The 24,761-nt window shown below is 73.0% G+C and carries 19 protein-coding genes; 9 read left to right on the top strand and 10 right to left on the bottom strand.

What is annotated here, in order from left to right:
• Positions 1-52 precede the first annotated feature (52 nt).
• Both ACEPPI_RS10800 and ACEPPI_RS10795 read right to left on the bottom strand, forming a co-directional pair.
• A complete protein-coding gene (locus ACEPPI_RS10800; protein ID WP_373915005.1) occupies positions 53-499 on the bottom strand; it encodes an Lrp/AsnC family transcriptional regulator in 447 nt (148 codons plus the stop codon).
• Positions 500-509: 10 nt separating this feature from the next.
• The gene (locus ACEPPI_RS10795; protein WP_356218553.1) at positions 510-1,979 is read right to left on the bottom strand and encodes an amino acid permease; all 1,470 of its coding nucleotides are present in this window, start codon (positions 1,977-1,979) and stop codon (positions 510-512) included.
• A gap of 354 nt (positions 1,980-2,333) precedes the next feature.
• Here ACEPPI_RS10795 and ACEPPI_RS10790 point away from each other — a divergent pair, with 354 nt between their 5' ends.
• The 7 genes from ACEPPI_RS10790 to ACEPPI_RS10760 all read left to right on the top strand — a co-directional run bounded on the left by ACEPPI_RS10790 (position 2,334) and on the right by ACEPPI_RS10760 (position 13,368).
• Positions 2,334-3,353, top strand: coding sequence for a GDSL-type esterase/lipase family protein (locus tag ACEPPI_RS10790; RefSeq protein WP_266837810.1), 1,020 nt, complete (start codon positions 2,334-2,336; stop codon positions 3,351-3,353).
• Positions 3,354-3,470: 117 nt separating this feature from the next.
• Complete coding sequence (locus ACEPPI_RS10785; protein ID WP_373915016.1) at positions 3,471-4,430, top strand: SCO0930 family lipoprotein; 960 nt, start codon at positions 3,471-3,473, stop codon at positions 4,428-4,430.
• Positions 4,431-4,550: 120 nt separating this feature from the next.
• Positions 4,551-5,351, top strand: coding sequence for a LytR/AlgR family response regulator transcription factor (locus ACEPPI_RS10780; protein WP_373915004.1), 801 nt, complete (start codon positions 4,551-4,553; stop codon positions 5,349-5,351).
• Between the two features lie 326 nt (positions 5,352-5,677).
• Entirely contained in the window at positions 5,678-9,814 is a 4,137-nt protein-coding gene (locus tag ACEPPI_RS10775; RefSeq protein WP_373915003.1) for a trypsin-like peptidase domain-containing protein, read from the top strand.
• A gap of 158 nt (positions 9,815-9,972) precedes the next feature.
• Complete coding sequence (locus tag ACEPPI_RS10770) at positions 9,973-10,248, top strand: hypothetical protein (protein ID WP_371679504.1); 276 nt, start codon at positions 9,973-9,975, stop codon at positions 10,246-10,248.
• Positions 10,249-10,369: 121 nt separating this feature from the next.
• A complete protein-coding gene (locus ACEPPI_RS10765; RefSeq protein ID WP_373915002.1) occupies positions 10,370-12,097 on the top strand; it encodes a cation acetate symporter in 1,728 nt (575 codons plus the stop codon).
• On the top strand, positions 12,094-13,368 hold the full coding sequence (locus ACEPPI_RS10760; protein WP_373915001.1) for a sensor histidine kinase: 1,275 nt from the start codon (positions 12,094-12,096) through the stop codon (positions 13,366-13,368). Before ACEPPI_RS10765 ends, ACEPPI_RS10760 begins: the two co-directional genes overlap by 4 nt.
• 32 nt (positions 13,369-13,400) lie before the next feature.
• Here ACEPPI_RS10760 and ACEPPI_RS10755 read toward each other — a convergent pair whose 3' ends face one another.
• A complete protein-coding gene (locus ACEPPI_RS10755; RefSeq protein ID WP_373915000.1) occupies positions 13,401-14,648 on the bottom strand; it encodes a serine hydrolase domain-containing protein in 1,248 nt (415 codons plus the stop codon).
• Positions 14,649-14,803: 155 nt separating this feature from the next.
• Between ACEPPI_RS10755 and ACEPPI_RS10750 the strand changes: the two genes are divergently transcribed.
• Together ACEPPI_RS10750 and ACEPPI_RS10745 are read left to right on the top strand one after the other, a co-directional pair.
• Positions 14,804-15,961 carry a sensor histidine kinase gene (locus tag ACEPPI_RS10750; RefSeq protein WP_373914999.1) on the top strand — a complete coding sequence of 386 codons (1,158 nt, stop codon included), beginning with the start codon at positions 14,804-14,806 and terminating at the stop codon, positions 15,959-15,961.
• Entirely contained in the window at positions 15,952-16,617 is a 666-nt protein-coding gene (locus ACEPPI_RS10745) for a response regulator (protein WP_373914998.1), read from the top strand. Before ACEPPI_RS10750 ends, ACEPPI_RS10745 begins: the two co-directional genes overlap by 10 nt.
• A 124-nt stretch (positions 16,618-16,741) precedes the next feature.
• On the opposite strand, the gene ACEPPI_RS10740 is transcribed toward ACEPPI_RS10745, so the two are convergent.
• The 7 genes from ACEPPI_RS10740 to ACEPPI_RS10710 all read right to left on the bottom strand — a co-directional run bounded on the left by ACEPPI_RS10740 (position 16,742) and on the right by ACEPPI_RS10710 (position 24,752).
• Entirely contained in the window at positions 16,742-18,205 is a 1,464-nt protein-coding gene (locus ACEPPI_RS10740; protein WP_373915015.1) for a GuaB1 family IMP dehydrogenase-related protein, read from the bottom strand.
• 115 nt (positions 18,206-18,320) lie between these two features.
• Entirely contained in the window at positions 18,321-19,478 is a 1,158-nt protein-coding gene (locus tag ACEPPI_RS10735) for an XdhC family protein (protein WP_373914997.1), read from the bottom strand.
• Positions 19,478-20,767, bottom strand: a complete 1,290-nt coding sequence (locus tag ACEPPI_RS10730; protein ID WP_373914996.1) for an IS701 family transposase — start codon at positions 20,765-20,767, stop codon at positions 19,478-19,480. Before ACEPPI_RS10730 ends, ACEPPI_RS10735 begins: the two co-directional genes overlap by 1 nt.
• A 73-nt stretch (positions 20,768-20,840) precedes the next feature.
• On the bottom strand, positions 20,841-21,485 hold the full coding sequence (locus ACEPPI_RS10725) for a TMEM175 family protein (protein WP_373914995.1): 645 nt from the start codon (positions 21,483-21,485) through the stop codon (positions 20,841-20,843).
• A gap of 93 nt (positions 21,486-21,578) precedes the next feature.
• Positions 21,579-21,920: a nuclear transport factor 2 family protein gene (locus tag ACEPPI_RS10720; protein ID WP_373914994.1), complete on the bottom strand. Its 342-nt coding sequence runs from the start codon at positions 21,918-21,920 to the stop codon at positions 21,579-21,581.
• 94 nt (positions 21,921-22,014) lie between these two features.
• Positions 22,015-23,484: an ATP-binding protein gene (locus ACEPPI_RS10715; RefSeq protein WP_373914993.1), complete on the bottom strand. Its 1,470-nt coding sequence runs from the start codon at positions 23,482-23,484 to the stop codon at positions 22,015-22,017.
• The gene (locus tag ACEPPI_RS10710) at positions 23,481-24,752 is read right to left on the bottom strand and encodes an MFS transporter (protein WP_373914992.1); all 1,272 of its coding nucleotides are present in this window, start codon (positions 24,750-24,752) and stop codon (positions 23,481-23,483) included. The genes ACEPPI_RS10715 and ACEPPI_RS10710 overlap by 4 nt, the downstream gene beginning before the upstream one ends.
• Between the last annotated feature and the right edge of the window lie 9 nt (positions 24,753-24,761).

Raw genomic sequence — 24,761 nt, 5'->3', positions numbered from 1 at the left:
CCCGATTCCGCTGCGGGAAAGGGCCCCTTCCCCGCCTCGCAGCCTCCCCCTTTTAAACGGAGGTAAAGCGGCGCAGCAGCGGGGAGAGGACCAGCACCGACTTGGTGCGTTCCACGAAGGGCTCGCCCGCGATGCGTTCCAGCACCCGCTCGAAGTGGCGCATGTCCGAGGCGAAGACCTGGACGAGGGCGTCCGCGTCGCCGGTGACGGTCGACGCGGACACCACCTCGGGGTACCGCTCCAACCCTCGCCGGATGTCGTCCGGCGAGGTGTTGTGGCGACAGTAGATCTCGATGAAGCCCTCGGTCTCCCAGCCCATCGCGGCCGGGTCCACGCGGACCGTGAAACCGGTGATGGCTCCCTCGGCGCGCAGCCGGTCGACGCGCCGTTTGACGGCGGGGGCGGAGAGGCCGACCTCGGAGCCGATGTCCGCGAAGGAGCGGCGGGCGTCCTCGGCCAAGGCGTGCACGATGCGTTCGTCGAGATCGTTCAGTCGCACTGCGGGTGGATCACTTTTCTGCTGTGGCCACTTCTTCCGTGGCCAGGCGGGAGCGGCGGATGCCGTAGGTGAAGTACACCACGAGGCCGACGGCCATCCAGCCACCGAAGACGAGCCAGGTGGGGGTATCGAGGCTGAACATCATGTAGGCGCAGGCGAGGAAGCCGAGGATCGGCGTGACCGGGAAGAGCGCCACCTTGAAGGTGCGCGGCATGTCCGGCTTGGTGCGGCGCAGGATGATGACCGCGACGTTGACCAGGCCGAAGGCGAAGAGGGTGCCGATGCTGGTGGCGTCGGCGAGCTTGCCCAGCGGGATGAAGGCCGCGAGGAGGCCGCAGAAGACGGAGACGATGACGACGTTGGCGCGGGGGGCGCCGGTCTTCTCGTCGACCTTCGCGAAGACCTTGGGGACGAGGCCGTCGCGGGACATCGCGAAGAGGATGCGGGTCTGGCCGTAGAGGACCGCGAAGACCACGGAGAAGATCGCGATCACGGCGCCGGCGGCGAGGATGACGCCCCAGAAGCTGTGGCCGGTGACGTCGGTCATGATCTGGGCGAGCGCGGCCTCGGTGCCCTCGAAGTCCTGCCACGGCATGGCGCCGACGGCGACGAAGGCGACGAGGACGTAGAGGACGGTGACGATGCCCAGCGAGAGCATGATCGCTCGCGGCAGGTCCTTCTTCGGGTTCTTGGCTTCCTCACCGGCGGTGGAGGCGGCGTCGAAGCCGATGTAGGAGAAGAAGAGCGTGGACGCCGCGGCGCTGATGCCGGTGACGCCGAGCGGGGCGAGCGGGGTGTAGTTGCCGGCCTTGATGCCCATGACGCCGATGCCGATGAAGAGCAGCAGCGTGACGATCTTCACGGCGACCATGATCGAGTTGACCGTGGCGCTCTCCTTGGCGCCGCGCATCAGGAAGACCATCGACAGCAGGACGACGACCAGTGCCGGCAGGTTGATGAACCCGCCCTCGCCCAGCGGTGCGGAGACCGCCCCGGGGATGGTGACCCCGATGGTCCCGTCGAGGAGTTCGTTGAGGTACTGGCCCCAGCCGACGGCCACGGCCGCGACGGAGACGGCGTACTCCAGGACGAGGCACCAGCCGCAGATCCAGGCTATGAGCTCGCCCATGGTGGCGTAGGCGTACGAGTACGAGGAGCCGGAGACCGGAACGGAGCCGGCCAGCTCGGCGTAGGAGAGGGCGGAGAACAGGGCGGTCAGGCCCGCGATGACGAAGGAGATCGTGACGGCCGGGCCGGCCTTGGGGGCGGCGGTGCCGAGGACGACGAAGATGCCGGTGCCCAGGGTGGCGCCGATGCTGATCATCGTCAGCTGCCACATGGTGAGCGAGCGGCGCAGCGTGCCGCCCTCGCCCTGGCCGCCCTCGGCGACCAACCGCTCCACCGGCTTGCGGCGGAGCAGGGGGTGCGAAGGCTTGCGGGGCTCGGACGTGAGCGGTGGCGCCTGGCCGTGATCGAGCACGAAGGGACTCCTTTGACACTGCGGATGGGGACTGTCAGGCGTCGACCGCAGCGGTCCGGAGCAGTTCTCAGGCAGGGATGAACCCTGTCTGGGCATGGGGGGACCGCCGAGCAGGCGGTCCGCGCCACTCCACGTACAGCGAGTGAGCCTACGAGCTGAGTGATACCGCCCGTAATGCACCATCCTTGCACATTGGCGAACGATCATTGCGCGGATCTGTCCGGGATGGCCGTTTGTTGCGCACAGATGATCGATCACTGCGCAGCCCTCCCTCGACCCCCTTTCTTGACACAGCGTCAGACATGCCGCAGCGTGCCCCGTGGTTCCCCCCTGTCCGACGATCGGAGGCGAAGAGTGAAGCCGACGCAGACGGAGTCCGACGAGCGGTGGCTGGATCCCGGACCGTTCCTGCGCGGGGTCGCCTGGCTGCACGAGGGGCGCCCCGTGCGCGCCGACCCGGCCGACACGATGCGACTGCCCTGGGACACCGGCGAGCGCGCCACCCTTCCCATAGGGGTGCGGCTGGAGTTCACCGCCGGATCCGCGCACGCCGTGGAGATCCGCTACCGGGCCACCGTGCCGGGCCCCACCGACGCGCTGCGCGACCTCGCGCACGGCTTCGCCCTGTGGAACCGCCACGGCCGGATCACCGAGGTGTTCACCGAGCCCGCCGCGGAGTCCGTCGTACGCGTCCCGCTGCCCCGCGGCGGCGGCCCCTTCACCCTGCACCCGCCCGAGGCCCAGTCCCCCGCCGTACTGGGCCTGCGCGGGATCGGCGGCCCCCTCGCACCCGCCCCCCGGGGCCCGCGCTGGGTGGTGCACGGCGACTCCATCACCGAGGGCTGGTGGTCGACCCGGCCCGCCCACGGCTGGCCCGCCGTCGCGGGCCGGGCGCTGGGCTGGGACACGGTCAACCTCGGCTACGCGGGAGCGGCCCGCGGGGAACTCGCGACCGCCGAGCAGCTCGCCACCCTCCCCGCCGACGTCCTCACCCTCGCCTTCGGCACGAACTGCTGGTCCCGGGTGCCCTTCACCGCCCCCCTCCTCTACGAGACCACCCGCACGTTCCTCGACCTGATCCGCCAGGGCCACCCCCGCACCCCCCTGCTGCTGCTCTCCCCGGTGCTGCGCCCCGACGCCGAACGCACCCCCAACCGCCTCGGCGCGACCCTGGGCGCCCTGCGGGACGCCATGGAGCGGGCCACCCGCGACCGGATCGCCGCCGGGGACGGCCGCCTCGTCCTGCTGCCGGGCCGTGACCTGCTGGGACCCGAGCACCTCGCGGACGGACTGCACCCCGACGACGAGGGACACCGGATCCTCGGCCTCGCTGTGGTCACGGCCGCGCGGCGGGCCGGGTTCGACGGCGTGTGAGTGAAACAGGTCATAGCGGTCCCGCTGAACAGAACGCTCCCGCCGCCCCGTGTCCTGCACAAGTTGCCGATCCTCCGGCGACGGACTCGGCAGACACCACACGTGGGAGAGAACGACATGGGCATCAAGCGCGGAACTTCCCTGGCCGCGGTCGCGGTCGTCGTCACCCTCGCGGCGACGGCCTGCGGCGGTTACGGCAAGGCGGCCGACGCGACCAAGCCGGCCGGTGCCGTCGCCGACGCCCAGGCGCCCGCCGCCGACCCCTACGGCAACGACAAGCCCGCCCAGGACGCCGCGGCCACCCAGGCCAAGGCCGGCGGGCAGCTGGCGATCGCCTCCACCGACCAGCTGGGCTCGGTCCTCACCGACAGCGCGGGCTTCACCCTCTACCGCTTCGACAAGGACACCGCCAAGCCGCCCGCCTCCAACTGCGACGGCGACTGCGCCAAGGCCTGGCCGGCAGTCCCGGCGGGCGACGCGACCGCCGCGGCGGGCATGGACCCGGCGATGCTGGGCGAGGTGGTCCGCAAGGACGGCAGCAAGCAGCTGACGGTGGCCGGCTGGCCCGCGTACCGCTTCGCCAAGGACACCAAGGCGGGCGACCTGAACGGGCAGGGCGTCGGCGGCACCTGGTTCGCCCTGGCCCCTGACGGCAAGAAGGCCGCGAAGCCCGCCGCGGGCGCCGGGGCCGGAGCGGGGACGGGAGCCGGCCAGGCCGCGGGCGCCCTGACCGTGGCCAAGGACCCCAAGCTCGGCGAGCACATCGTCGACGGCAACGGCATGACCGTCTACCGCTTCAAGCCGGACACCGCCTGGCCGATGGTCTCCAAGTGCGAGGGCGACTGCGTCGCCAAGTGGCCGGTCGTCCCGCCGGTCGACAAGGCCAACGCCAAGGGCATCGTCGAGAAGAACTACCTGGTCCTCGACCGGCCCGACGGCAAGAAGCAGCAGACCGTGAACTGCTGGCCCGTCTACACCTTCACCGGTGACAAGAAGGCCGGCGACACCAACGGCCAGGGCGTGGGCGGCACCTGGTACGCCGTCGCCCCCGACGGCAAGCTCATCACCGTCCAGTAGCCCCACCCTCACCACCTCCCTCGCCCCCCACTCCCGATCCGCGCGGTCCCCGCCCCCCTCCCCCCGGGCGGGGGCCGCGCGCCGTTTCCCGGGACGGCCCCGTTGCCTAGAGTGAACTCCATGCTGCGCGTACTGGCCGTCGACGACGAGAAGCCGCTCCTGGAGGAACTCCTCTACCTGCTGCGCTCCGACCCCCGGGTCCGCAGCGCGGAGGGCGCCTGCGACGCCACCGGAGCGCTGCGCCGGATCACGCGGGCGCTGGAGAGCGGACCGGACGGACCCGACGCCATCGACGTGGTGTTCCTGGACATCCAGATGGCCGGGCTGACCGGACTGGACATCGCCCGGCTGCTGACCGGGTTCGCCCGTCCCCCGCTGATCGTCTTCGTCACCGCCCACGAGGGCTTCGCCGTCCAGGCCTTCGACCTCAAGGCCGTGGACTACGTCCTCAAGCCGGTCCGTCCCGAGCGGCTGGCGGAGGCCGTCCGGCGGGCCCGCGCCCTCCTGGGCCGGCCGGACGGGGTGCCGGCGGAACCGGAGGCGGCCGGAGCCGGGACCGGGGCCGGGACCGGGGCCGTCGAGCGCGTCCCGGAGCAGATCGCGGTCGAACTGGGCGGCGTCACGCGGTTCGTGGCGATCGCGGACATCGCGTACGTGGAGGCCCAGGGCGACTACGCCCGGCTGCACACCGACGAGGGCAGCCACCTGGTGCGGATCCCGCTGTCCACCCTGGAGGAGCGCTGGGCGGCCCGCGGGTTCGTCCGGATCCACCGGCGCCATCTGGTGGCGCTGGGCCGGATCGACGAACTGCGCATGGACGCGGGGACCACGAGCGTGCGCGTGGGCTCGGCGGAACTGCAGGTCAGCCGCCGCCACGCGCGCGAACTGCGGGACCTCCTCATGCGCCAGGCGACGGGCTAGCGTCTCCGGCCGCACCTCGCATCCGGATGCGGTGCGGGCCGGATGCACCCATGCTGGAGAGGGGCGTCGGACGAGCCGTTAACGGCCGGAGGCGACCTCACCCCCGACCGGCGCGCCATCCCGCCCACGGGTGCTTCCTCCCTGTCGGCGTCCGCGAGACACCCGATCCGCGGTCCGGGTGTCCGGTTCCTCACCTCCGTCGCCCTCCATGGTGCGCACGGCGGCCGGGGCCGTACCGCCGTTGCGCGGAAGCGAAGTCCGCGTCGGCACCGACGGCACCCCGCGCGCCGTCCACCGCGACGGGCACGACGACCGGAGGAGGCATCGTGAGGACCGACAGCGGCCGCTCGCCGGGGCGCCTGTCCGCCGTGGCCCAGGTGCTGGGGCCGGGCGGCGACGTGGCCGGAGCGGGCTTCCTGCTCGCCGAGGACCTCCTGGTCACCTGTGCCCATGTCCTGCGCGGGGCCGAGTCGGGGCCGGGTGAGCAGGTGTGGCTGGCCTTCCCCCACCTGGAAGGGGGACCCCGGATCGAAGGGCACGTCCTGGAGGGGCCGTGGCGTGCCCCCGAGGACGAGGACGTGGCCATCGTGCGCCTGAGCCGCACCTCGCCGGGCATGGAGGGGTTGCCGATGGGCACCGCGGCGGGCTGCCGGGGCCACCCGGTGCGCTCGTTCGGGTTCCCCGCCCAGGCCCCGCCCGGCGGGCACTTCGGCTTCGGGGTGGCCGGCGATCTGCTGCCGGCGGCCGCGGGCACGGGTGTGCACCTGCAGTTGACCTCCGCCAACGACCTGACCACCGGCTTCAGCGGCGGTCCCGTCGTCGACGAGGTGACGGGCCTGGTGATCGGCATGCTCACCGAGATCGTCGCACCGGACCGGCACGAGAGGGGGCTGGGCATCGCCTACGTGACGCCGACCCAGGTGCTGCGGCAGGTGTGGCCCGCGCTGGTCGAGCGGGACGTGTGCCCGTACCGGGGGCTGGAGCCGTTCACCGCCGAGCAGGCCCAGTGGTTCGAGGGCCGCGAGGAGGCCGTGCGGCAGGTACTGGCGAACCTGGCCCGGCAGCAGCGGCTCACCCTGCTGCTCGGGCCTTCCGGTTCGGGCAAGTCGTCCCTGGTCGAGGCGGGTGTCCTGCCCGCGCTGGCCGCGGGTGAACTGCCGCAGAGCGACCGGTGGTTGCCCGTGGTCGCCCGGCCGAGGCAGGATCTGCTGGCCGAGCTGGAGCGCGCCGGACTGCCCGGGGTCACGACCGACGGAATCGCCGCGGCCGTCACCCGCAGGCTCGCGGCCGACCGCTTCCACCGGCGCGTCGTCCTGGTCGTCGACCAGTTCGAGGAGCTCCTCGTACAGTCGGCGAGCGGCCTTCAGCACGAGCGCCGCCTGGCGGCCACGAACGAGATCACCGCGGCCGTGAAGTCACGTGCCGAGCTCAGCATCATCCTGGTCATGCGGGACGACTTCTACCCCCAGCTGGCAGCCCTGGCCCGCATGTTCGAGGCGGCGGCGCCCGGACTGCTCAACGTGCCGAGCGCCCTGAGCCAGCAGGACCTGCACGACATCATCACCCTGCCGGCCGAACGCACGGGAGCGCGCTTCCAGCCCGGACTGCCCGAGCAGATCATCAGCGACGTCCTGGCCACCACCCCCGGGGGCACCGCGTCCCGCGAGGCCCCCGTGACCGTGCTGCCGCTGCTGGAGCTGACGCTCAGCCAGCTGTGGGAGCGGCGCCGGGACGGCTACCTCACGCATGAGGCGTACCGGCGCATCGGTGGCGTCACCGGCAGCCTGACCACGTGGTGCGACACGGCCATGGACCAGCTGGCCCCCGAGCACCGCCCCGTCGCACAGCGGATCCTGACCTCCCTGGTGCGGCCGGCCGATGTGGCCCACCACATCCCCGCCATCCGCGCTCAGGTCCCCCTGCACGAACTGCGCGACCTCGCGGCCGACCCCGGTGCCGGGACCGACGGCGACGGCGCGTTCGACGAGGTGCTGGCCTCCCTCACCCGCCACCGCATCATCACCACGCACACCCCCCTCGTTCCCGGGCACCCGGACGCCCCCGCGGGGCCGCCGGTCGCCGAGCTGATCCACGACGCCCTCATCCAGGACTGGGGCACCCTGCGCGAGTGGGTCGGCCAGGACCACCGCTTCCAGGAGTGGTTCGACCACACCCGCGACCGGCGGGCCCGCTGGGCCGCCGGCAACGACCCCGGGGACCTGCTCGCGGGGACGGCCCTCGCGGAGGGCCTGGACTGGTCGAGGCAGCGGCGCCTGCCGAGTGACGTCGCGTCCTTCCTGACCGCGAGCCAGGAGCGCCAGCAGGCCGTCATCCGGCGCAGCAGACGCCTCAACATGATCCTGGCCGGCCTGCTCGCCCTCGCACTGCTCGCGGGGGGAGGTGCCCTCTGGCAGTGGCGGACGGCCGTCACCCAACGCCAGGAAGCCCTGTCCCGGCAGCTCGCCGCCGAGTCCAACACGCTCATGGGCGCGAACCCCGACCTCGCCGCACTGCTGGCCGTGCGGGCGTACCGCACCCACCACACCCCCGAAGCCGTCGAAAGCCTGGCGTACAGCGCGTCCGACCCGCTGCGGCAGCGCCTGCCCGGCCATACGGACGAGGTCTGGTCGGTGGCGTTCAGCCCCGACGGGCGCACCCTCGCCAGCTGCGGTGCCGACGGGACGGTACGGCTGTGGGACATGGCCACCGGCACCACCCGCGCCAAGCTCACCGGTCATGCGAAGGGAGTGGAAACGGTGGCGTTCAGCCCTGACGGGCGCACCCTCGCCAGCAGCAGCGACGACCACACGGTACGGCTGTGGGACGCGGCCACCGGAAAGCACCGCCGCACGCTCACCGGCCACACCGGCGCCGTGTACACGGTGGCGTTCAGCCCCGACGGACGGACCCTCGCCAGCAGCAGCGACGACGGGACGGTACGGCTGTGGGACGCGGCCACCGGAAAGCACCGCCGCACGCTCACCGGCCACACCGGCGCCGTGAGCACGGTGGCGTTCAGCCCCGACGGGCGCACCCTCGCCATCGGCAGCGACGACACGACCATCCGGCTGTGGGACACGGCCACCGGAAAGCACCGCCGCACGCTCACCGGCCACACCGACCGGTTGTACATGGTGGCGTTCAGCCCCGACGGACGGACCCTCGCCTCCGCCAGCTCCGACGAGTCCGTCCGGCTGTGGGACACGGCCACCGGGAAGACGCGCCGCACGCTCACCGGCCAGACCGACGAGGTCACGTCGGTGGCGTTCAGCCCCGACGGACACACGCTCGCCTCCGGCAGCATCGACCACACCGTGTGGCTGTGGGACACGGCCACCGGCACGGCCCGCGGGACGCTGACCGGGCACGACGGAGGGGTGTCCATGGTGGCGTTCAGCCCCGACGGGCGCACCCTCGCCACCGGCAGCTACGACCACACCGTGCGCTTGTGGGACATGGCCACCGGTACGAACCGACCCCCGCTGACCGGCCACAAGAGCTGGGTGAACTCGGTGGCGTTCAGCCCCGACGGGCGGGCCCTCGCCACCGGCAGCGCGGACAGGACCGTCCGGCTGTGGAACGCGGCCACCGGCGCGCTCCTCCACACGCTCACCGGCCACACGGGCTGGGTCCAACCGGTGGCCTACAGCCCGGACGGGCGCACCCTCGCCACCGGCGGCGAGGACAGGACCGTCCGGCTGTGGGACGCGGCCACCGGAAGGCTCCTCCACACGCTGACCGGCCACAAGGGCTGGGTCGAAGCGTTGGCGTTCAGCCCCGACGGACGGATCCTGGCCACCGGCGGCGAGGACAAGACGGTGCGGATCTGGGACGCGGTCACGGGCAGGGCCGAAACCGCGACCACCGGATTCCCGGGCGAAGTGTGGTCGGTGGCGTTCAGCCCCGACGGACACACCCTCGCCATAGCGGGCGACAACAACTCCGTGCGGCTGTGGGACACGGCCACCGGCATCACCCGCACCACGCTGACCGGCCACACCGCACCGGTGGAGGCGGTGGCGTTCAGCCCCGACGGACACACCCTCGCCACCGGCAGCGACGACCACACCGTGCGGTTGTGGAACGTGGCGACCGGCAAGCCCCGCAACACGTTGTACGGCCACGCCTACCGGATCAATTCGGTGGCGTTCAGTCCGGACGGGCGCATGCTCGCCACCGGCAGCGACGACTGGACCGTCTGGCTGTGGGACGCGGCCACCGGGAAGGCGCGCGAAAAGTTCACCGGCCACCACGGCCCGGTGCGGGCGGTCGCGTTCAGCCCCGACGGGCACACCCTCGCCACCGGCAGCACCGACGCGACGGTGCGGTTGTGGAACGTCCTCTTCCAGCCTTCGGCGGCGATCAGGAAGATCTGCCACGCCGTCGACCGTGACCTCACCGCGCAGGAACGGGACTCCTACCTTCCCGACCACGCGGGCGGCGCGGTGTGCCCCTCCCGCTGAGGCCGGAGCCCGACCGCCCGGCGTACCGACGTGCCGTTCGTCGCGCCACGGTGGGCGTACGGCGATCCGCCGGGCCCGTCGGTCGCAGCGCCGGCCGATCCGCCCGCCCGTGGCGCGGGCCGCGCGTATCGTGGATCTTCCGGCCCGGGAGGAGCGATATGTCCGAGATCCAGGCGCTGTTGGACGCGCTGACCGGACTGCCCCGGACCCGTGCCGCCGGGCCCGCCGAGGCCGAGGCGCTGCTCGCCCGGCTGCGCAGCGCGGCCGCCCGCTGGGCGGAGGTCCTGTACGAGGCGCAGGAGGGCACCCGCGGGCAGTTGCCGCCCCGGGTGGAGGCGGCCCTGACCCTTGCCTTCCGGCGCGCGGAGGAGTCGTACGTGGAGCTGGAGATCGCCCTGCGCGACTGCGCGCGGCACCACGATCCGGCGCTCTGACCAGCGCGCCGCGGACTCGCCGGAACCCCGGCGCGGGTGCCCGGTTCGCGCCTGTCGCCGGGGACGGGGGGCTGCGTAGACTCCGGGGACTTCCCTCCCCTCCCCCGTCGAAGGACCTCCGGTGAACCAGACGTACGCGCTGACCGCGGTCACCGTCGTCGTCCTGGTCACCGTTCTCGTCGGGGCGCTCGGCCTGCGGATATCGCGGACCACCTCCGACTTCTACGTCGCCTCCCGCACCGTGGGCCCCCGCCTCAACGCGGCCGCCATCAGCGGGGAGTACCTCTCCGCCGCCTCCTTCCTGGGGGTGGCCGGGCTGGTGCTGCTCCAGGGGCCGGAGATGCTCTGGTACCCCGTCGGCTACACCGCCGGCTACCTGGTGCTGCTGGTGCTGGTCGCGGCCCCGCTGCGGCGCTCGGGCGCGTACACGCTGCCCGACTTCGCCGAGGCCCGGCTCCAGTCGCGGGCTGTGCGGCGGATCGCGGTGCTGTTCGTGCTGGGCGTGGGCTGGCTCTACCTGCTGCCGCAGTTGCAGGGGGCCGGGCTGACGCTGGCGGTGCTGACGGGGGCCCCGCACTGGGTGGGCGGGGTGGTCGTGGCCTTCGTGGTCACGGCGGCCGTCGCCGCGGGCGGCATGCGCAGCATCACCTTCGTGCAGGCGTTCCAGTACTGGCTCAAACTCACCGCACTGCTGGTGCCGGCCTTCTTCCTGATCGCCGCCTGGGCCGGGGACGGCGCTCCGCGCGCCTCCTTCGACGCCCCGGCCGTCTTCCGCGAGCACACCGCCGTGACCCTGGGCGAGGACGTACGGCTCTCGGTGGACGCGCCGCTCACGGTGACGGTGACGGGCCGGGTGGACGGCGCCGACCACGCCGGTGTCCCGCTCACCCTGGAGAGCGGCCGGCACTCCGTCGCGGCCCGCACCCGCCTGGAGTTCGCCCCCGGCAGCGTGGTCCCGGACTCCCCCACCGGCCCCGGCCCGGACGCTCCCGGCTGGTCGAAGGCGCTGTCCGGCGGGGAGCACCGGCTGTACGCCACCTACGGGCTGATCCTGGCCACCTTCCTCGGCACCATGGGCCTGCCGCACGTGGCGGTGCGCTTCTACACCAGCCCCCACGGGCGGGCCGCCCGCCGCACCACGCTCGTCGTGCTGGGCCTGCTCGGGGTGTTCTACCTGCTGCCCCAGGTGTACGGGGCGCTGGGCCGGATCTACGCACCGGAGCTGGCGCTGACCGGGGACGCGGACGCCGCGGTGCTGGTGCTCCCGGAACGGATGCTGGGCGGGCTGCTCGGGGACCTGCTGGGGGCGCTGCTGGCCGGGGGCGCGTTCGCCGCGTTCCTGTCGACGGCCTCGGGGCTGACCATGGCGGTGGCGGGGGTGCTGCACCAGGACGTGCTGCCCCGGCGCGGGGTGGGGACGTTCCGGCTCGCCGTGGCGGTGGCGATGGCGGTGCCGCTCACGGGCGGGATCGTGGCCACCGACGTGCCGGTCGCCGACGCCGTAGGGCTGGCCTTCGCGGTCTCGGCGTCCTCCTTCTGTCCGCTGCTGGTCCTCGGCATCTGGTGGCGCGGGCTGACCCCGCCCGGGGCCGTGGCCGGGCTGCTCACCGGGGGCGGTGCGGCGCTGGGCGCGGTGGTGGCCACCCGGTCCGGGCTGGTCCCGGCGGGCTGGGCGCACGCGCTGCTGGCCTGGCCCGCGGTGTGGTCGGTGCCGCTGGGCTTCCTGACGATGGTGACGGTGTCGCTGGCGACCCGGTCCCGGATCCCGGCGGGGGCGGCGGCCGCGCTGGCCCGGCTGCACCTGCCCGAGGACCTGGCCGGCGAGCGGGCCGCGGGGGGCGCCCGGTGACCGGGGCGGCGCTCGTGGTGACGGCCCTGACGGCCGCGGCCCTGCTGCTGGGGCTGGGCTGGGCCGCGGGCCGGTGGCACGCCGGGCGCGGGGAGCGGGCCGCCGGGCCGGACCTGGGCACCCCGGTGGAGCGGGCCACCTTCCACACGCTGCACACCGCTTCGCTGGCCGCTCCCCCGCTGCGGGCTGGGCTCACCGAGGACGCCGCCCGCAAGGCCGCCCGGCGGCTGCGCTCGCTGCTGGGCACCGAGGCGCTGTGCCTGACGGACCGCGAGGCCGTGCTGGCCTGGGACGGGCCGGGCGCCGACCACCACCAGCGGCGGGCGATGGCGCGGGTGGCGGTGATGCTGGAGTCGGGGCGCAGCCAGAGCGTGCGCACCGAGTGCCAGCGGCCCGGTTGCCCTTTGAAGTGGGCGGTGTTCGCCCCGCTGACGGGCGAGGACGGGCTGCTGGGGGCGCTGGTCGCCTACGGGTCGCGGGAGTCGGCGGTACTGGTGCGGGCCGCGACGGAGGTGGCGCGCTGGGTTTCCGTACAGCTGGAGCTGTCGGAGCTGGACCGGGCGCGGACGCGGCTGATGGAGGCGGAGATCAAGGCGTTGCGGGCGCAGATCTCCCCGCACTTCATCTTCAACTCGCTCGCCGCGATCGCCTCGTTCGTGCGGACCGATCCGGAGCGGGCGCGGGAACTGCTGCTGGAGTTCGCGGACTTCACCCGCTACTCCTTCCGCCGGCACGGCGAGTTCACCACCCTGGCCGAGGAGCTGCGTTCGATCGAGCGGTACCTGGCGCTGGCCGGGGCCCGGTTCGGGGACCGGCTGAAGGTGACCTTGCAGGTGGCGCCCGAGGTGCTGCCGGTGGCGCTGCCGTTCCTGTGTCTGCAGCCGCTGGTGGAGAACGCCGTCAAGCACGGGGTGGAGGACTCCGCCGGGGAGTGCCGGATCACCATCGCCGCCCGGGACGCCGGCGCGGAGGCGGTGCTGACCATCGAGGACAACGGGGTCGGGATGGATCCGGCGCTGCTGCGCCGGATCCTGGCCGGGGAGCGCCCGGGGGCCTCCTCGGGGATCGGGCTGACCAACGTCGACGAGCGGATGCGGCAGGTCTACGGGGACGCGCACGGGCTCGTCATCGAGACGGGCGTCGGCGCCGGCATGAAGATCACCGTCCGGATTCCCAAGTACCGTGCGGGCGTGCACACTTCGGGCCCGGGAGGCGACGGAAGGGCAGCCGAGGGGGCCGGGCCGCGGCCCCCTGCGGACGGCCCGGCCTGAGCGGAGGGCCGGCCGCCGTGCGGGTCGGGCGGTCACTTTCCCCGTCCGTTGCCGGAGGTGTCGCACAGTGCGCGGTCGACGAGGTCGCTGGCGGCCTTGTGCTGGCGAAGCGTTGCATCGGGGTCGTTGAAGCTGGTGGACATGGAGACGGTGACGGTGCGGCCGCCATCGTCGGTGGCGCCGTTCAGGGTGATGTAGCCGGCTTCGCCCCCTTCGTGGCTCCAGTAGCTGCCGCCGCAGGTCAGGGGACGGTTGACCAAGCCGAGGCCGTAGCGTCCGCCGGGCCAGAACGCCTCGACCCGCTTGTCGACCGGGACGGTGTCCCGCATCTCGGCGATGCGCGCCCCTGACAGCAGCCTGCCGCCCAGCAGTCCCTGGAAGAAGCGGTTGACGTCCGCCGTGGTGGAGACGTAGCCGCCGAGGTCGGGGACGATCTGTTCGGTGACATCGGTCCGTTCGCCGGAGGCGAAGACCTGGTAGCCGTCGGCGTGCGGGGGACGGAGGGTGGGCGTGGCGCCCGGCAGGTAGGTGTGGTCCATGCCGAGCGGTTTCAGGATCCGGCTCCCCACCTCCTCCTGCCACGGGCGGCCGGCGCCCTTTTCGACGATCATGCCGAGGACGACGTAGCCGGTGTTGGAGTAGCTCCAGCCGGTGCCGGGCCGGAAGTCCGGGTGGTGCTCCATCGCCCGGGCGACGATCTGTTCGGGGGTGTAGGTGTCGTAGCGGTGCCGGTAGTACTCCTGCGGGGTGTCGAAGCCGGGAAGGTCGTCGTGGAGGCCGCTGGTGTTCTGCAGGAGTTGGCGCACGGTGATCTGCCGTCCGTCGTTGCCGTTGCCGTCGATCACACCGGGCAGCCGGCGGTCCACCGTGTCCTCCAGTGACAGCTTGCCCTCGTCGGCCAACTGCAGGACCACGGTGGCCATGAGCGCCTTGCCGGTGCTGGCCATCCGGAAGTAGCCGTCGCGGGGCACCGGGCGGTTCGTGCCCGCCACGGCGACGCCGGCGGTGGCGGCCAGGTCCCGGCCGGAGGCCGTGGTCACCCGCGCCTGGACGCCTGTGATCCCCAGCGCGTGGAGGACATCGGTGTCCCGGCGCAGGTCCTCTTGCCGGTAGCCGGGTGCGGACGGCGCGGCCGCGCCGTCCGAGGGCTGGACGGCCACGGCCACACCCGCCGCGGCGAGTGCGGCCGCCGCGACGGCGGGCCACCCTCGGCCGGTCCGGCGCCGACGCTGCTGGGACGGGCGGTGCTGCGGCGCGGAGGCCGGGGTCGTGGATCTCATGAACCCCACGCTAGGTAACCGCCGAGTCGCGTGTCGCTACCCCGGGCGGCCGGTCGGAACCTACAGGTGGCTGTAGTGCCGCAGGGGCGCCCGGCCCGTACAGTGGCGCGTCCTGGGGCCGCTCCCGGTCCCGTACGACAGACGAAGGCGAACCAGTGCACGCCGTGATCGGCAAGGCCCGCGCACGGTCGGTCCGGACCGGGCGCAGCGGACGCTACCTGCTCGGCACCCTGATGACCGCGGCGGTGACGCTCGTGGCGGCGCCGCTGCTGTGCGTACCGTCGTTGGCAGCCCCCTGGGCGGATCGCCACCGCAGGCGCGCCGGGGCGCTGCTGGGCCGAGCGGTGGAGCCGCGCCCGCGTGCTTTCCGCCGTGACCTCGCGTGGCTCGTGACCCAGGTGGCCACCGGCCTGCCCGCGGGCGCACTCGCCCTGCTGTGCCTGGGCAACCTGCTCCTCACCCTCGTCGTCACCGTGGGGTGGTGGGCCTTTCCCGGCTCTGATCCACCGAGGCTGCTGCTGGTCGATGTCCGTGTCGACGGCTGGGCCCCCGCGCTGACGGTCAACCTGGCGCAGTTCCTGCTCCTCGGGGTGGTGGCGGTCATCGCCCTGCCACCGCTCGCCCGGGTGCACGCGCGGTGCTGCCTGGCCGTCCTGGCACCGTCTCCCGCGGAACGGCTGGCCGCGCGCGTCACCGAGCTCACCCGGACGCGCGCGGACGTCCTGCAGGCGCACGGCGCGGAACTCCGCCGGATCGAACGCGACCTGCACGACGGCACCCAGGCCCGGCTGGTGGCCATCGCCATCCGGCTTGCCGTGGCCGGGGAGATCCTTCCCCAGGACCCCGAGGCGGCCGCTCCGCTCGTACGGCAGGCCCGAGCCGAGACCGAGGAGGCCATGACCGAGCTGCGCTCCGTCATCCGCAGCGTCTACCCACCGGTCCTGGCCGACCAAGGCCTCGTCGGCGCGCTCGGCTCCCTGGCCACCAGGGCAGGGGTGCCGACCCGCATCGACATCGGCGAGCTCGGTCAGGTCCCTGCCGCGGTCGAAGCAGTCGCCTACTTCGCCGTCACCGAGGCGCTGGCGAACATCGCCCGGCACAGCCGGGCCACCGGGGCCGCCGTCCGCGTCACCCGCGACGGTGCGCTGCTGTCCGCGGAGATCACCGACGACGGGACCGGCGGGGCGGACGCGTCCCGTGGCAGCGGCCTGGACGGAATCCGCCGCCGCGCCGCCGCCCTGGACGGCACCATGAACATCAGCAGCCCGCCGGGCGGGCCGACCGCCATCACCGTGGAGCTGCCGTGCGCGTAGTCATCGCCGAGGACAACGTCCTGCTGTCCTCCGGACTCGAACTCCTGCTGGGGTCCCAGGGCTTCGAGGTCGCCGCGATCGCGGATGACGCCCCGGGCTTCCTCGCCGCCGTCGAGACCCACCGCCCGGACGTCACCATCGTCGACGTGCGGCTGCCCCCGACCTTCCGCGACGAGGGCATTCGCGCCGCCCTCCGGGCCCGCCGCGACCGCCCCGGGCTTCCCGTGCTGGTCCTGTCCCAGTACGTGGAGCAGGAATACGCCGGCCGCCTCCTCTCCGACACCCGCGGTGGCATCGGCTATCTGCTCAAGGACCGGGTGAGCCGTATCTCGGAGTTCACCGACGCGCTGCGCCGCGTGGCCGCCGGCGGCACCGCCATGGACCCCGAGGTCATCGCCCGGCTCCTCGCCGTCCGCGGCGATCCCGTCGACGCCCTCACTCCCCGCGAGCGCGAAGTCCTGGCTCTGATGGCCGAGGGGCACGACAACGCCACCATCGCCCGGCGGCTCTTCATCACCGACAACGCCGTCCACAAACACATCGGCGGCGTCTTCGCCCGACTCGGCCTGCCGGCCGGCGACGGGGGCCACCGCCGGGTGCGCGCCGTCCTGGCCTACCTCCGTCGCCACGACGGCACCGAACCCGGCCCCCGCTGAGTACGGGATCGGTGAGCGGCGGAGCGCAGCCGGATCGGCGGCCTCGTCGGATACGAAGCCTCCGGGTACGCCGGTGGCCCCGGCCCGCCCCGGGAGGGGTACGCCGGGGCCACCGGGACGGGGACTAGCTCCAGCTGGCGTGCAGCGGCTTGCCCTCGGCGTAGCCCGCCGCGGACTGGATGCCGACGACCGCCTTCTCCTCGAACTCCGCGAGGGAGCCGGCACCGGCGTAGGTGCAGGAGGAGCGGACACCCGCGATGATCGAGTCGATCAGGTCCTCGACGCCCGGCCGCGCCGGGTCGAGGAACATGCGCGAGGTGGAGATGCCCTCCTCGAACAGCCCCTTGCGGGCGCGGTCGTAGGCCGACTCCTCGGAGGTCCGGTTGCGCACGGCGCGCGCCGAGGCCATGCCGAAGGACTCCTTGTACAGGCGGCCGTCGGCCGACTGCTGGAGGTCGCCCGGGGACTCGTACGTACCGGCGAACCAGGAGCCGATCATGACGTTGGAGGCACCGGCGGCGAGCGCCATGGCCACGTCGCGCGGGTGACGGACGCCGCCGTCGGCCCACACGTGCTTGCCGTACTTCTTCGCCTCGGCCGCGCACTCCAGCACCGCGGAGAACTGCGGACGGCCCACGCCGGTCATCATGCGGGTGGTGCACATGGCGCCGGGGCCCACACCGACCTTGATGATGTCGGCGCCGGCGTCGATGAGGTCCTTGACGCCCTCGGCGGCGACGATGTTGCCGGCCACGATCGGGACCTCCGGGTCCAGCGCGCGGACGGCCTTGATCGCGTTGACCATCGATTCCTGGTGGCCGTGGGCCGTGTCGATGACCAGCGTGTCCACGCCGGCGTCGAGCAGCTGCTTGGCCTTGCCCACGAAGTCGCCGTTGATGCCGACGGCGGCGGCGATGCGCAGCTTGCCGTCGGCGTCGGTGGCCGGGGTGTACAGGGTCGCGCGCAGGGCGCCCTTGCGGGTGAGGATGCCGACGAGCCGGCCGTCCTTGTCGACGGCGGGGGCCAGCTTGCGGTGGCCCGCGTCGAGCTGGTTGAAGGCGTCGCGCGGGTCCATGTCGGCGTCGATGAGCAGCAGCTCCTTCGACATGACCTCGGAGAGCTGGGTGAAGCGGTCGACGCCGCTCAGGTCGTGGTCGGTGACGACGCCGACCGGGCGGCCCTCGGCGTCGACGACGACGCCCGCGCCGTGCGCCCGCTTGGGCAGCAGGGACAGCGCGTCGGCGACGGTCTGGGTGGGCGCCAGCGTGATCGGCGTGTCGAGCACGAGGTGGCGGGTCTTCACCCAGGAGATGACGTCGGTGACGATCTCGATCGGGATGTCCTGGGGGATGACGACGATTCCACCGCGGCGGGCCACGGTCTCCGCCATCCGGCGGCCCGCGATGGCGGTCATGTTCGCCACGACGAGCGGAATGGTCGTACCGGTGCCGTCGGGCGAGGAGAGGTCGACGGCCTGGCGGGAGCCGACCGCGGAGCGGCTCGGCACCATGAACACATCGTCGTACGTCAGGTCGTACGGCGGCTTCGAGTCATTGAGGAAACGCACGTGCTGAACTTCCCAGTCGATCGGAGGTACCTCGACGGGTCAGCCGAGGAAACGCACGTACTTCATTCTCCCATGTCCGGGGGTTCATGCCGCCCGGGCCGATCGTCCAGGACGTACCGGTCCGCCTGGTCGTTTCCTACGGGACCTTGGTCCCGGAGCCCCGGAAGGAGGCCGTCCGGTGCAGGGGCCGGAGGCCTCCGGTGAGGGGTGTGGCGGGGGCTCCGTGGCGCAGGGCGGTGAACTCCGCGGCGATGGACAGGGCCGTCTCCTCGGGGGTGCGCCCGCCCAGGTCCAGGCCGATCGGCGATCTGAGCCGGGCCAGCTCGGCCTCGGTCACCCCCTCGGCGCGCAGCCGGGCGGCCCGCTCGGTGTGGGTGCGGCGCGAGCCCATGGCGCCGACGTAGGCCAGCGGCAGCCGCAGGGCCAGCGCGAGGACGGGTACGTCGAACTTGGCGTCGTGGGTCAGTACGCACACGGCCGTACGGGTGTCCAGGCGCCCGGCGGCGTGTTCCGCGGCGAGGTGGCGGTGCGGCCAGTCCACGATCACCTCGTCGGCGCCTGGGAAACGCTGCGGGGTGGCGAAGACGGGCCGGGCGTCGCACACGGTGACCCGGTGTCCGAGGAAGGCCCCCATCCGTGCCAGGGCGGAGGCGAAGTCGATGGCCCCGTAGACGATCAGCCGGGGCGGTTCGGCGGCGGATTCGACGAGGAGGGTCAGCGGCTCCCCGCACAGCCCGCCGGCGGTGCCCAGCTCGGCGGTGCCGGTGCGCCCGGCGAGCAGCAGGGCCCGTACGCGTTCGGCGGCGGCCCGGTCCAGGGCCGCGCCGCCGCTGAGGCCGCCCACGCAGGTGCCGTCGGCGTGGACGGCCAGGGCCTGCCCCCACTGTCCGGGCGGGCCGCTGACGACGCGGGCGAGGGCGACCCTGGCCCCGTCGGCGGCGGCGTCGAGCACGGAGCCGAGCACGGGCCGTACGGGGTCCTGTCCGCGCACCGGGGTGACCAGCACGTCCAGGATCCCGCCGCAGGTCAGCCCTACCGCGAAGGCGTCGTCGTCGCTGTAGCCGAAGCGGTGCACGCCGCCTTTGCCGGAGGCGATGGCCTCCAGGCACAGCTCGTGCACGGCCGACTCCACGCAGCCTCCGGAGAGGGAGCCGAGAGCGGTGCCGGTGGCGTCGACGGCCAGGGACGCGCCCGGTCCGCGCGGCGCGCTGCCGCTGACGGAGACCACGGTGGCCAGCGCGAACTCCCGCCGCTCCGCGCACCAGGTCCGCAGGGCCGCGGCGATGTCGAGCATCAGCGGATGACGGCGCGTCGCGGCGACTGCCCGGGGACCAGTGGTCGCGGGGGCAGTACGGCGGGCTGTCTGGCGGCCGGTGCGCCCGTGTAGCGGGCGGCGGCGGACGTCAGGGGCACGGGGTCGGGGTGCCGGCCGCCGGTGCTGAGCAGCCGGGCGGCGTGGGCGACGCTCGCCAGGGTGGCGTGGTGGTGCCAGCCCCGGAAGGAGCGGCCCTCGAAGTCCCGGATGCCGACGGGTTCGCAGGTCTCGGTGAAGTCCAGGGTCACCCGGTCGGTGAGTTTGGCGAGCAGGAAGAGCTGGGCGAGGGGCCGGTCCCCGATGTTGGTGATCCAGAACTCGGAGGGCAGCAGGGCGGCTTCGGTCCAGGCACCCACGAGCAGCAGGGGAGTGGGCGGTGCGGGCACGGGCCGGTCCTCGGCGGGGGTGGCGAGGATGGGGGCCGAGGTGAGCAGGGTCACCGCTCCCTCGGCGCGGCCGTGCCGGGTCCATTCGACGACCCGGCGCTGGGAGCGCAGCGAGTCGATGAGCTCGCGGGCGGGCGCGGTGTGCGGCCCGGGCTTGTGGCGGCCCGCGCCGCCGAAGGAGACGGGCAGGGAGCCGTCGACCTTGAGGACGAAGGGGATGTCCTGGAGGGCGAAGGCCTCGATGGTCTGGGGCAGGTCGGTGTTGGAGACCTCCATGACGACCGGGCGGCGCTGGAGCTGCCAGGTCGCCGCCATGCGCTGGACGGCGTGGACGGCGTCCTGGGCGGGGGTGAGGGAGCGCGCGGTGTCCGGGATGCCGGCCCGGCGGCGCAGCAGTTCGCTGGTCCAGGGCCCGGGGAGGGTGAGGGTCCATTCGACGGGGAAGCTGGCCTCGCTGGAGGCGAGCCAGATCCCGCCCGCCTGCTGGCAGTTGGCGGTGCGGCCGAGCTGGGGGACGAACTGGCGGCCGACTCCGACGGAGCGGTCGCCGGCCTTCTCGATGACCATGGGCTGCACGACCCAGGCCAGCGGACGCTGGGCGGTGCGTTCCAGGTGCTGGGCGAGGGAGCGGCGTACGGGGGTCCAGTCCCAGGGGGACTTGCTGATGAACTGCTGGAGGCTCTGCTCGACGGAACTGGCCCCTGTTCCGGCGATGTTACGGATCGTTTTCTTCCCGGTGGTCCGCACCAGACCGTTCAGATAGACGCGGGCCCAGTTTCGCTGGTCCCGCCGGGGTAAGGATTCGAAGAAAAGCGAGATCAGTACGTCGATCAAATCGGAGATTTCCTTGATGGAATCCTCCGGCAGGACTACCCGAGCCATCTGGTGCCTCCCCCGCGACCAGCTAGATCTTTTACCCTACTTGACCGCGCAGAACGGCCGTAGGTCCGGGCGGCTACTTCCTGAGGTCGCCGGCAGATTCGAGCCGCTCTTCCTCTACCACGAGCGGGATGGGGATCTGGTTCGCCGCATAGTAGAGCGCGATCAGAAAATGTGCGACGAGAGTGAGGGGTGCCGAGAAGAAGGACAGAAGGACGGTCAAGGGGTAGGCCACCGCGCCCAGTCCGAATCGCACCCGGGTGGCCCGGGCGCCCTCTTTGTCGACCTTTTCGTGGAAGAGGTGGCCGACCTGGGTGACGTACCACCAGAAGCCCAGGAAGGCGAGAGCGTACACGACGGTCCACGAACTGTAGAGGATCGCGGCCACGTTGGCCGATTCCTCGTCCGTGAGGTGCTCGGCGAGGACGTTGGTCGTGTACGGAATCACCGACACCACCATCAACACCAGGAGATTCAGGAACAACAGCGGCCGGTCGACCCTCTTGAGGTGACTGAAGATCGTGTGGTGATTCACCCACATCACGCCGATGATGAGGAAACTCACGAGATATGCGGCGTAGTGCGGCCATTGCTCCATGAGTCCGTGCCACAGGGCCGCACCCCGCTCCTCCGGAACCTTTAACTCCAGCACCAGAATGGTGATCACGATGGCGAATACGCCATCGCTGAACGCCTCCACCCGGTTGGTTTCCTGCTCCATGGCCCGCGGCCTCCCCTTCACCGAATCATTCACGTGTGCGGGGAGGGCCCACGCCCTGCACCCTCCCCGCACACGCTACCCAGGAAAGGGCCGTCAGCCGCCGAATCCGGCGGTCTGGCGCCAGATCCGGCCATCGCGGACCACCAGTGTCCCGAACGCGTGCTCCGGCTCGCCGTTCAGGTTCATGATCGCCCGATAGAAGATGGTGTCCTCGGTCTCGATGTACTCCTGCAGTTCGACCAGCGTGGGCTTCACCGTGAGATATCCGGTGAACGTCTCGCGAACGGCCTCGATGCCGACCGAGGCGCCCTCGAAGCGCAGCAGGACGGCGTCCTGCGTGTAGTTCTTCATCACCGCCTCGATGTCCAGCGCGGCCAGCGCCTCCATCTGGCGGACGAAGACGGGGTGCAGCGTGGCGATGTCGTACTTGGCCATGTTCGACTCCCTTTCCTGACATCCGGCTGACAGCGGGTCGGCCGGCACGGGTTCGTGGTGACGGATGTGCTGGTGACGGACGGACCGGTCGCGCTCAGCCGGTGGCGGCCGGCGCGAGCGGCAGGCGGACGACCATCCGGGTCTCGCCCGGACGGGAGCGGGCCGTGATCGACCCGTGGTGGCGCTGGGTCACGATCCGGTAGCTGAGGTGCAGCCCCAGGCCCGTGCCCTTGCCCACGTCCTTGGTGGTGTAGAAGGGTTCGAAGATCCTCGGCAGGACGTCCTCGGGGATCCCCCGCCCGGTGTCGGTGATCTCCACGACCATGCAGACCCCCTCGGCGCGCGCCCGCAGCGTGAGCACGCCCGCGCCCTCCATCGCCTCGGCGGCGTTGTCGACCAGGTTGGTCCACACCTGGTTCAGCTCGCCGGGATAGCCCGTGAGATCGGGCAGGTCCGGCTCGTAGGCGCGCACGATGGTGATGCCCGCCAGCTTGGACCGCAGCACGACCAGGGTGTTCTCCAGGCCGTCGGTGACCGCGAAGCGCTGCTCGGGCGCCCGGTCGAGGTTGGCGTAGTCCCGGGTGGCGGCCACCAGCTGGGAGATCCGGGGGCCCGCGGCACGCAGTTCGGCGGCCAGCGAGCGGGCCTCCAGCAGCGCCCCCAGGTGGTCCAGGGCGGCGGGCAGGGCGCTCGCGCCGACCTCCTCCAGCCGCGCCGGCAGCCAGTCCGGCTCCAGTCCCAGGTCGGCGGCGCCCGAACCGAGCAGGCCGGGACGCTCGGCGCCGGCCGCCTCGGCCCAGTCGGCGATCTCCTCCTCGGCGTCCGCCTGGGCGAGCGGATCGGTGGTCCCGGGCGGCGGGAGCTTGTCGAGTTCCCCGGCGAGGCGGTCCAGTACGGAGCGCTCCGCGCCCGTGGCGGCCGCGCCCCACGCGTACGCGGTCCCGGTCAGCCGCTCCAGGGCGGGCTCCAGTTCCTGCGCGGCCCGCGCCACGGCGGCGGCCGGGTTGTTCAGCTCGTGCGCGAGCCCCGCGGCGAGGGTGCCCAGCGCCTCCACGGTCGCCCGCTTGCGCGCCTGGACCTCGGAGGACTTGATCCGCCACGCCAGGACGGGCAGCAGCACGGCCGCCACTCCGTGGCAGCGGGTCAGCATCTCGAAGAACACCGGCTTCGGGTAGGCCACGACGGTGGTCGCCGGCCCGCTGGCGGCCGCGGTGGCCACGTAGGAGCCCTCCGTCAGCAGGGGCAGCTCCCCGGTGAAGCGGTGGGCGGCGGAGGGCTTGCCGTCGTGCTCCTCGGCGGCGGCCCCGCCCTCCTCGGTGGAGTGCCGGGTCAGGACCTCCTCCCGGCCGTCGACGACCTTGGTGACCACGAGCCCGCCGGAGAGCAGGACGTGGAAGCCGGTCGCCTCGTCCCCGTCCTGGAAGAGGACTTCCCCGTCGCCGAGGACCCGCGGCTCTGAGACCGAGACGAGCCAGTCCAGCTGCTCCCCGGTGAGCCCCGCGAAGATCTCCAGCCCGTACAGGGCGGACCTCAGCTCCGTGGCGTCCATAGCCGCTCCGGTCACACCGTGCTCCCCTCTGCCCTGGTGCGGGATGCCAGCCGCAGGGTCGTGAACAGGGCCAGCGCGCACACTCCGGCGACGGCGGCCATGAAGCCGACCGAGGTGCGCTGCAGGCCGTGGATGTTGGTCAGCAGTCCGGCGAGGACCGCCGGAACGCTCATGGCGAGGTACGCGAACACGTAGACGGCAGCGGTCAGTTCGCCGCGGTGCGCGGGCTCGGCGAGTGCGCTGAGCGCACGGAAGGAGCCGAGGAAGGCGGCGCCCCAGCCGCTGCCGAGGACGGCGGTGGCGACGAGGAACACGGCCGGCGAGCGCAGGCCCAGGGCGAGCAGCACCAGGGAGAGGCCGAGGAGCAGACCGGTCAGGCCCAGCACGGCGGTGCGCAGCGCCTCGGTGCGGCCCAGCAGCAGCTGGGCCGCGGTGGCCGCGCCCGCGAGCAGGGCCACCGTGGCGCCTCCGGCCAGGTAATTGGTGCTGTGGAGCAGGGAGAGGGCCAGGTGCGGGCCCAGGGAGAGGTAGAACCCGCCGACCGTCCAGACGGCGACCACGGTCAGCACCAGCACCGCGAACCGCCCGCGAGCGGCGGCGGGCACCCTGATCCGGTGCGGCACCACCCGGAGCCGGCCGCCCGCCCCGGGAGCGCTCTCGGCCATGCGCGCCACGCCGACCAGGGTGATCGCGAAGGCTCCGACCAGCAGCAGGTAGCTGAGCACGGTGGGCGCGGGCGCGTACTGGACGAGGAGGCCGGCCCCGAGCCCGCCGAGGCCGATGCCCACGGTCGGTCCCGCGCTGTTGACCTGGGCGCCGAGCGCGGGCCGCGAGCGCGGGCTGAGTTCCAGCAGGGCCGCGCCCATCGCCCCGGTGGCCAGGCCCACCGCCAGCCCCTGGACGGCGCGGGCGGCGAGCAGCAGGACCGGTCCCCCGGCCCCGGCGAACAGGCCCATGGAGACGATCGCCAGGACCAGCGCGGCTCCGAGGACGGGCCGGCGGCCCACGGTGTCCGAGAGGGAGCCGAACAGCAGCAGTCCGGCGAGCACGGTGACGGCGTAGGCGGCGAAGACCACCGTGACCGTCCCCGGGGACAGGCCCCACCTCTCCTGGTAGAGCGCGTAGAGGGCGGAGGGCACGGAGGAGGAGAGCATCAGCAGGACGAGGACGGTGCCCACCACCCAGAAGCCCGACGGTCTGGCCGCGCCGCCCGGGGCGGCCGCGCGGGCGGCCCGGTGGTCCGCCGTGCCTCCTGTGGTCGTCGTCTCGGCCGGTTCGGCCATGGCGTCTAC

The sequence above is a fragment of the Streptomyces sp. AB3(2024) genome, from assembly GCF_041862025.1.
Lineage (GTDB): Bacteria > Actinomycetota > Actinomycetes > Streptomycetales > Streptomycetaceae > Streptomyces.
Note: the sequence above shows the minus strand (reverse complement) of the source record. Positions and strands in the feature narration are given on the sequence as shown.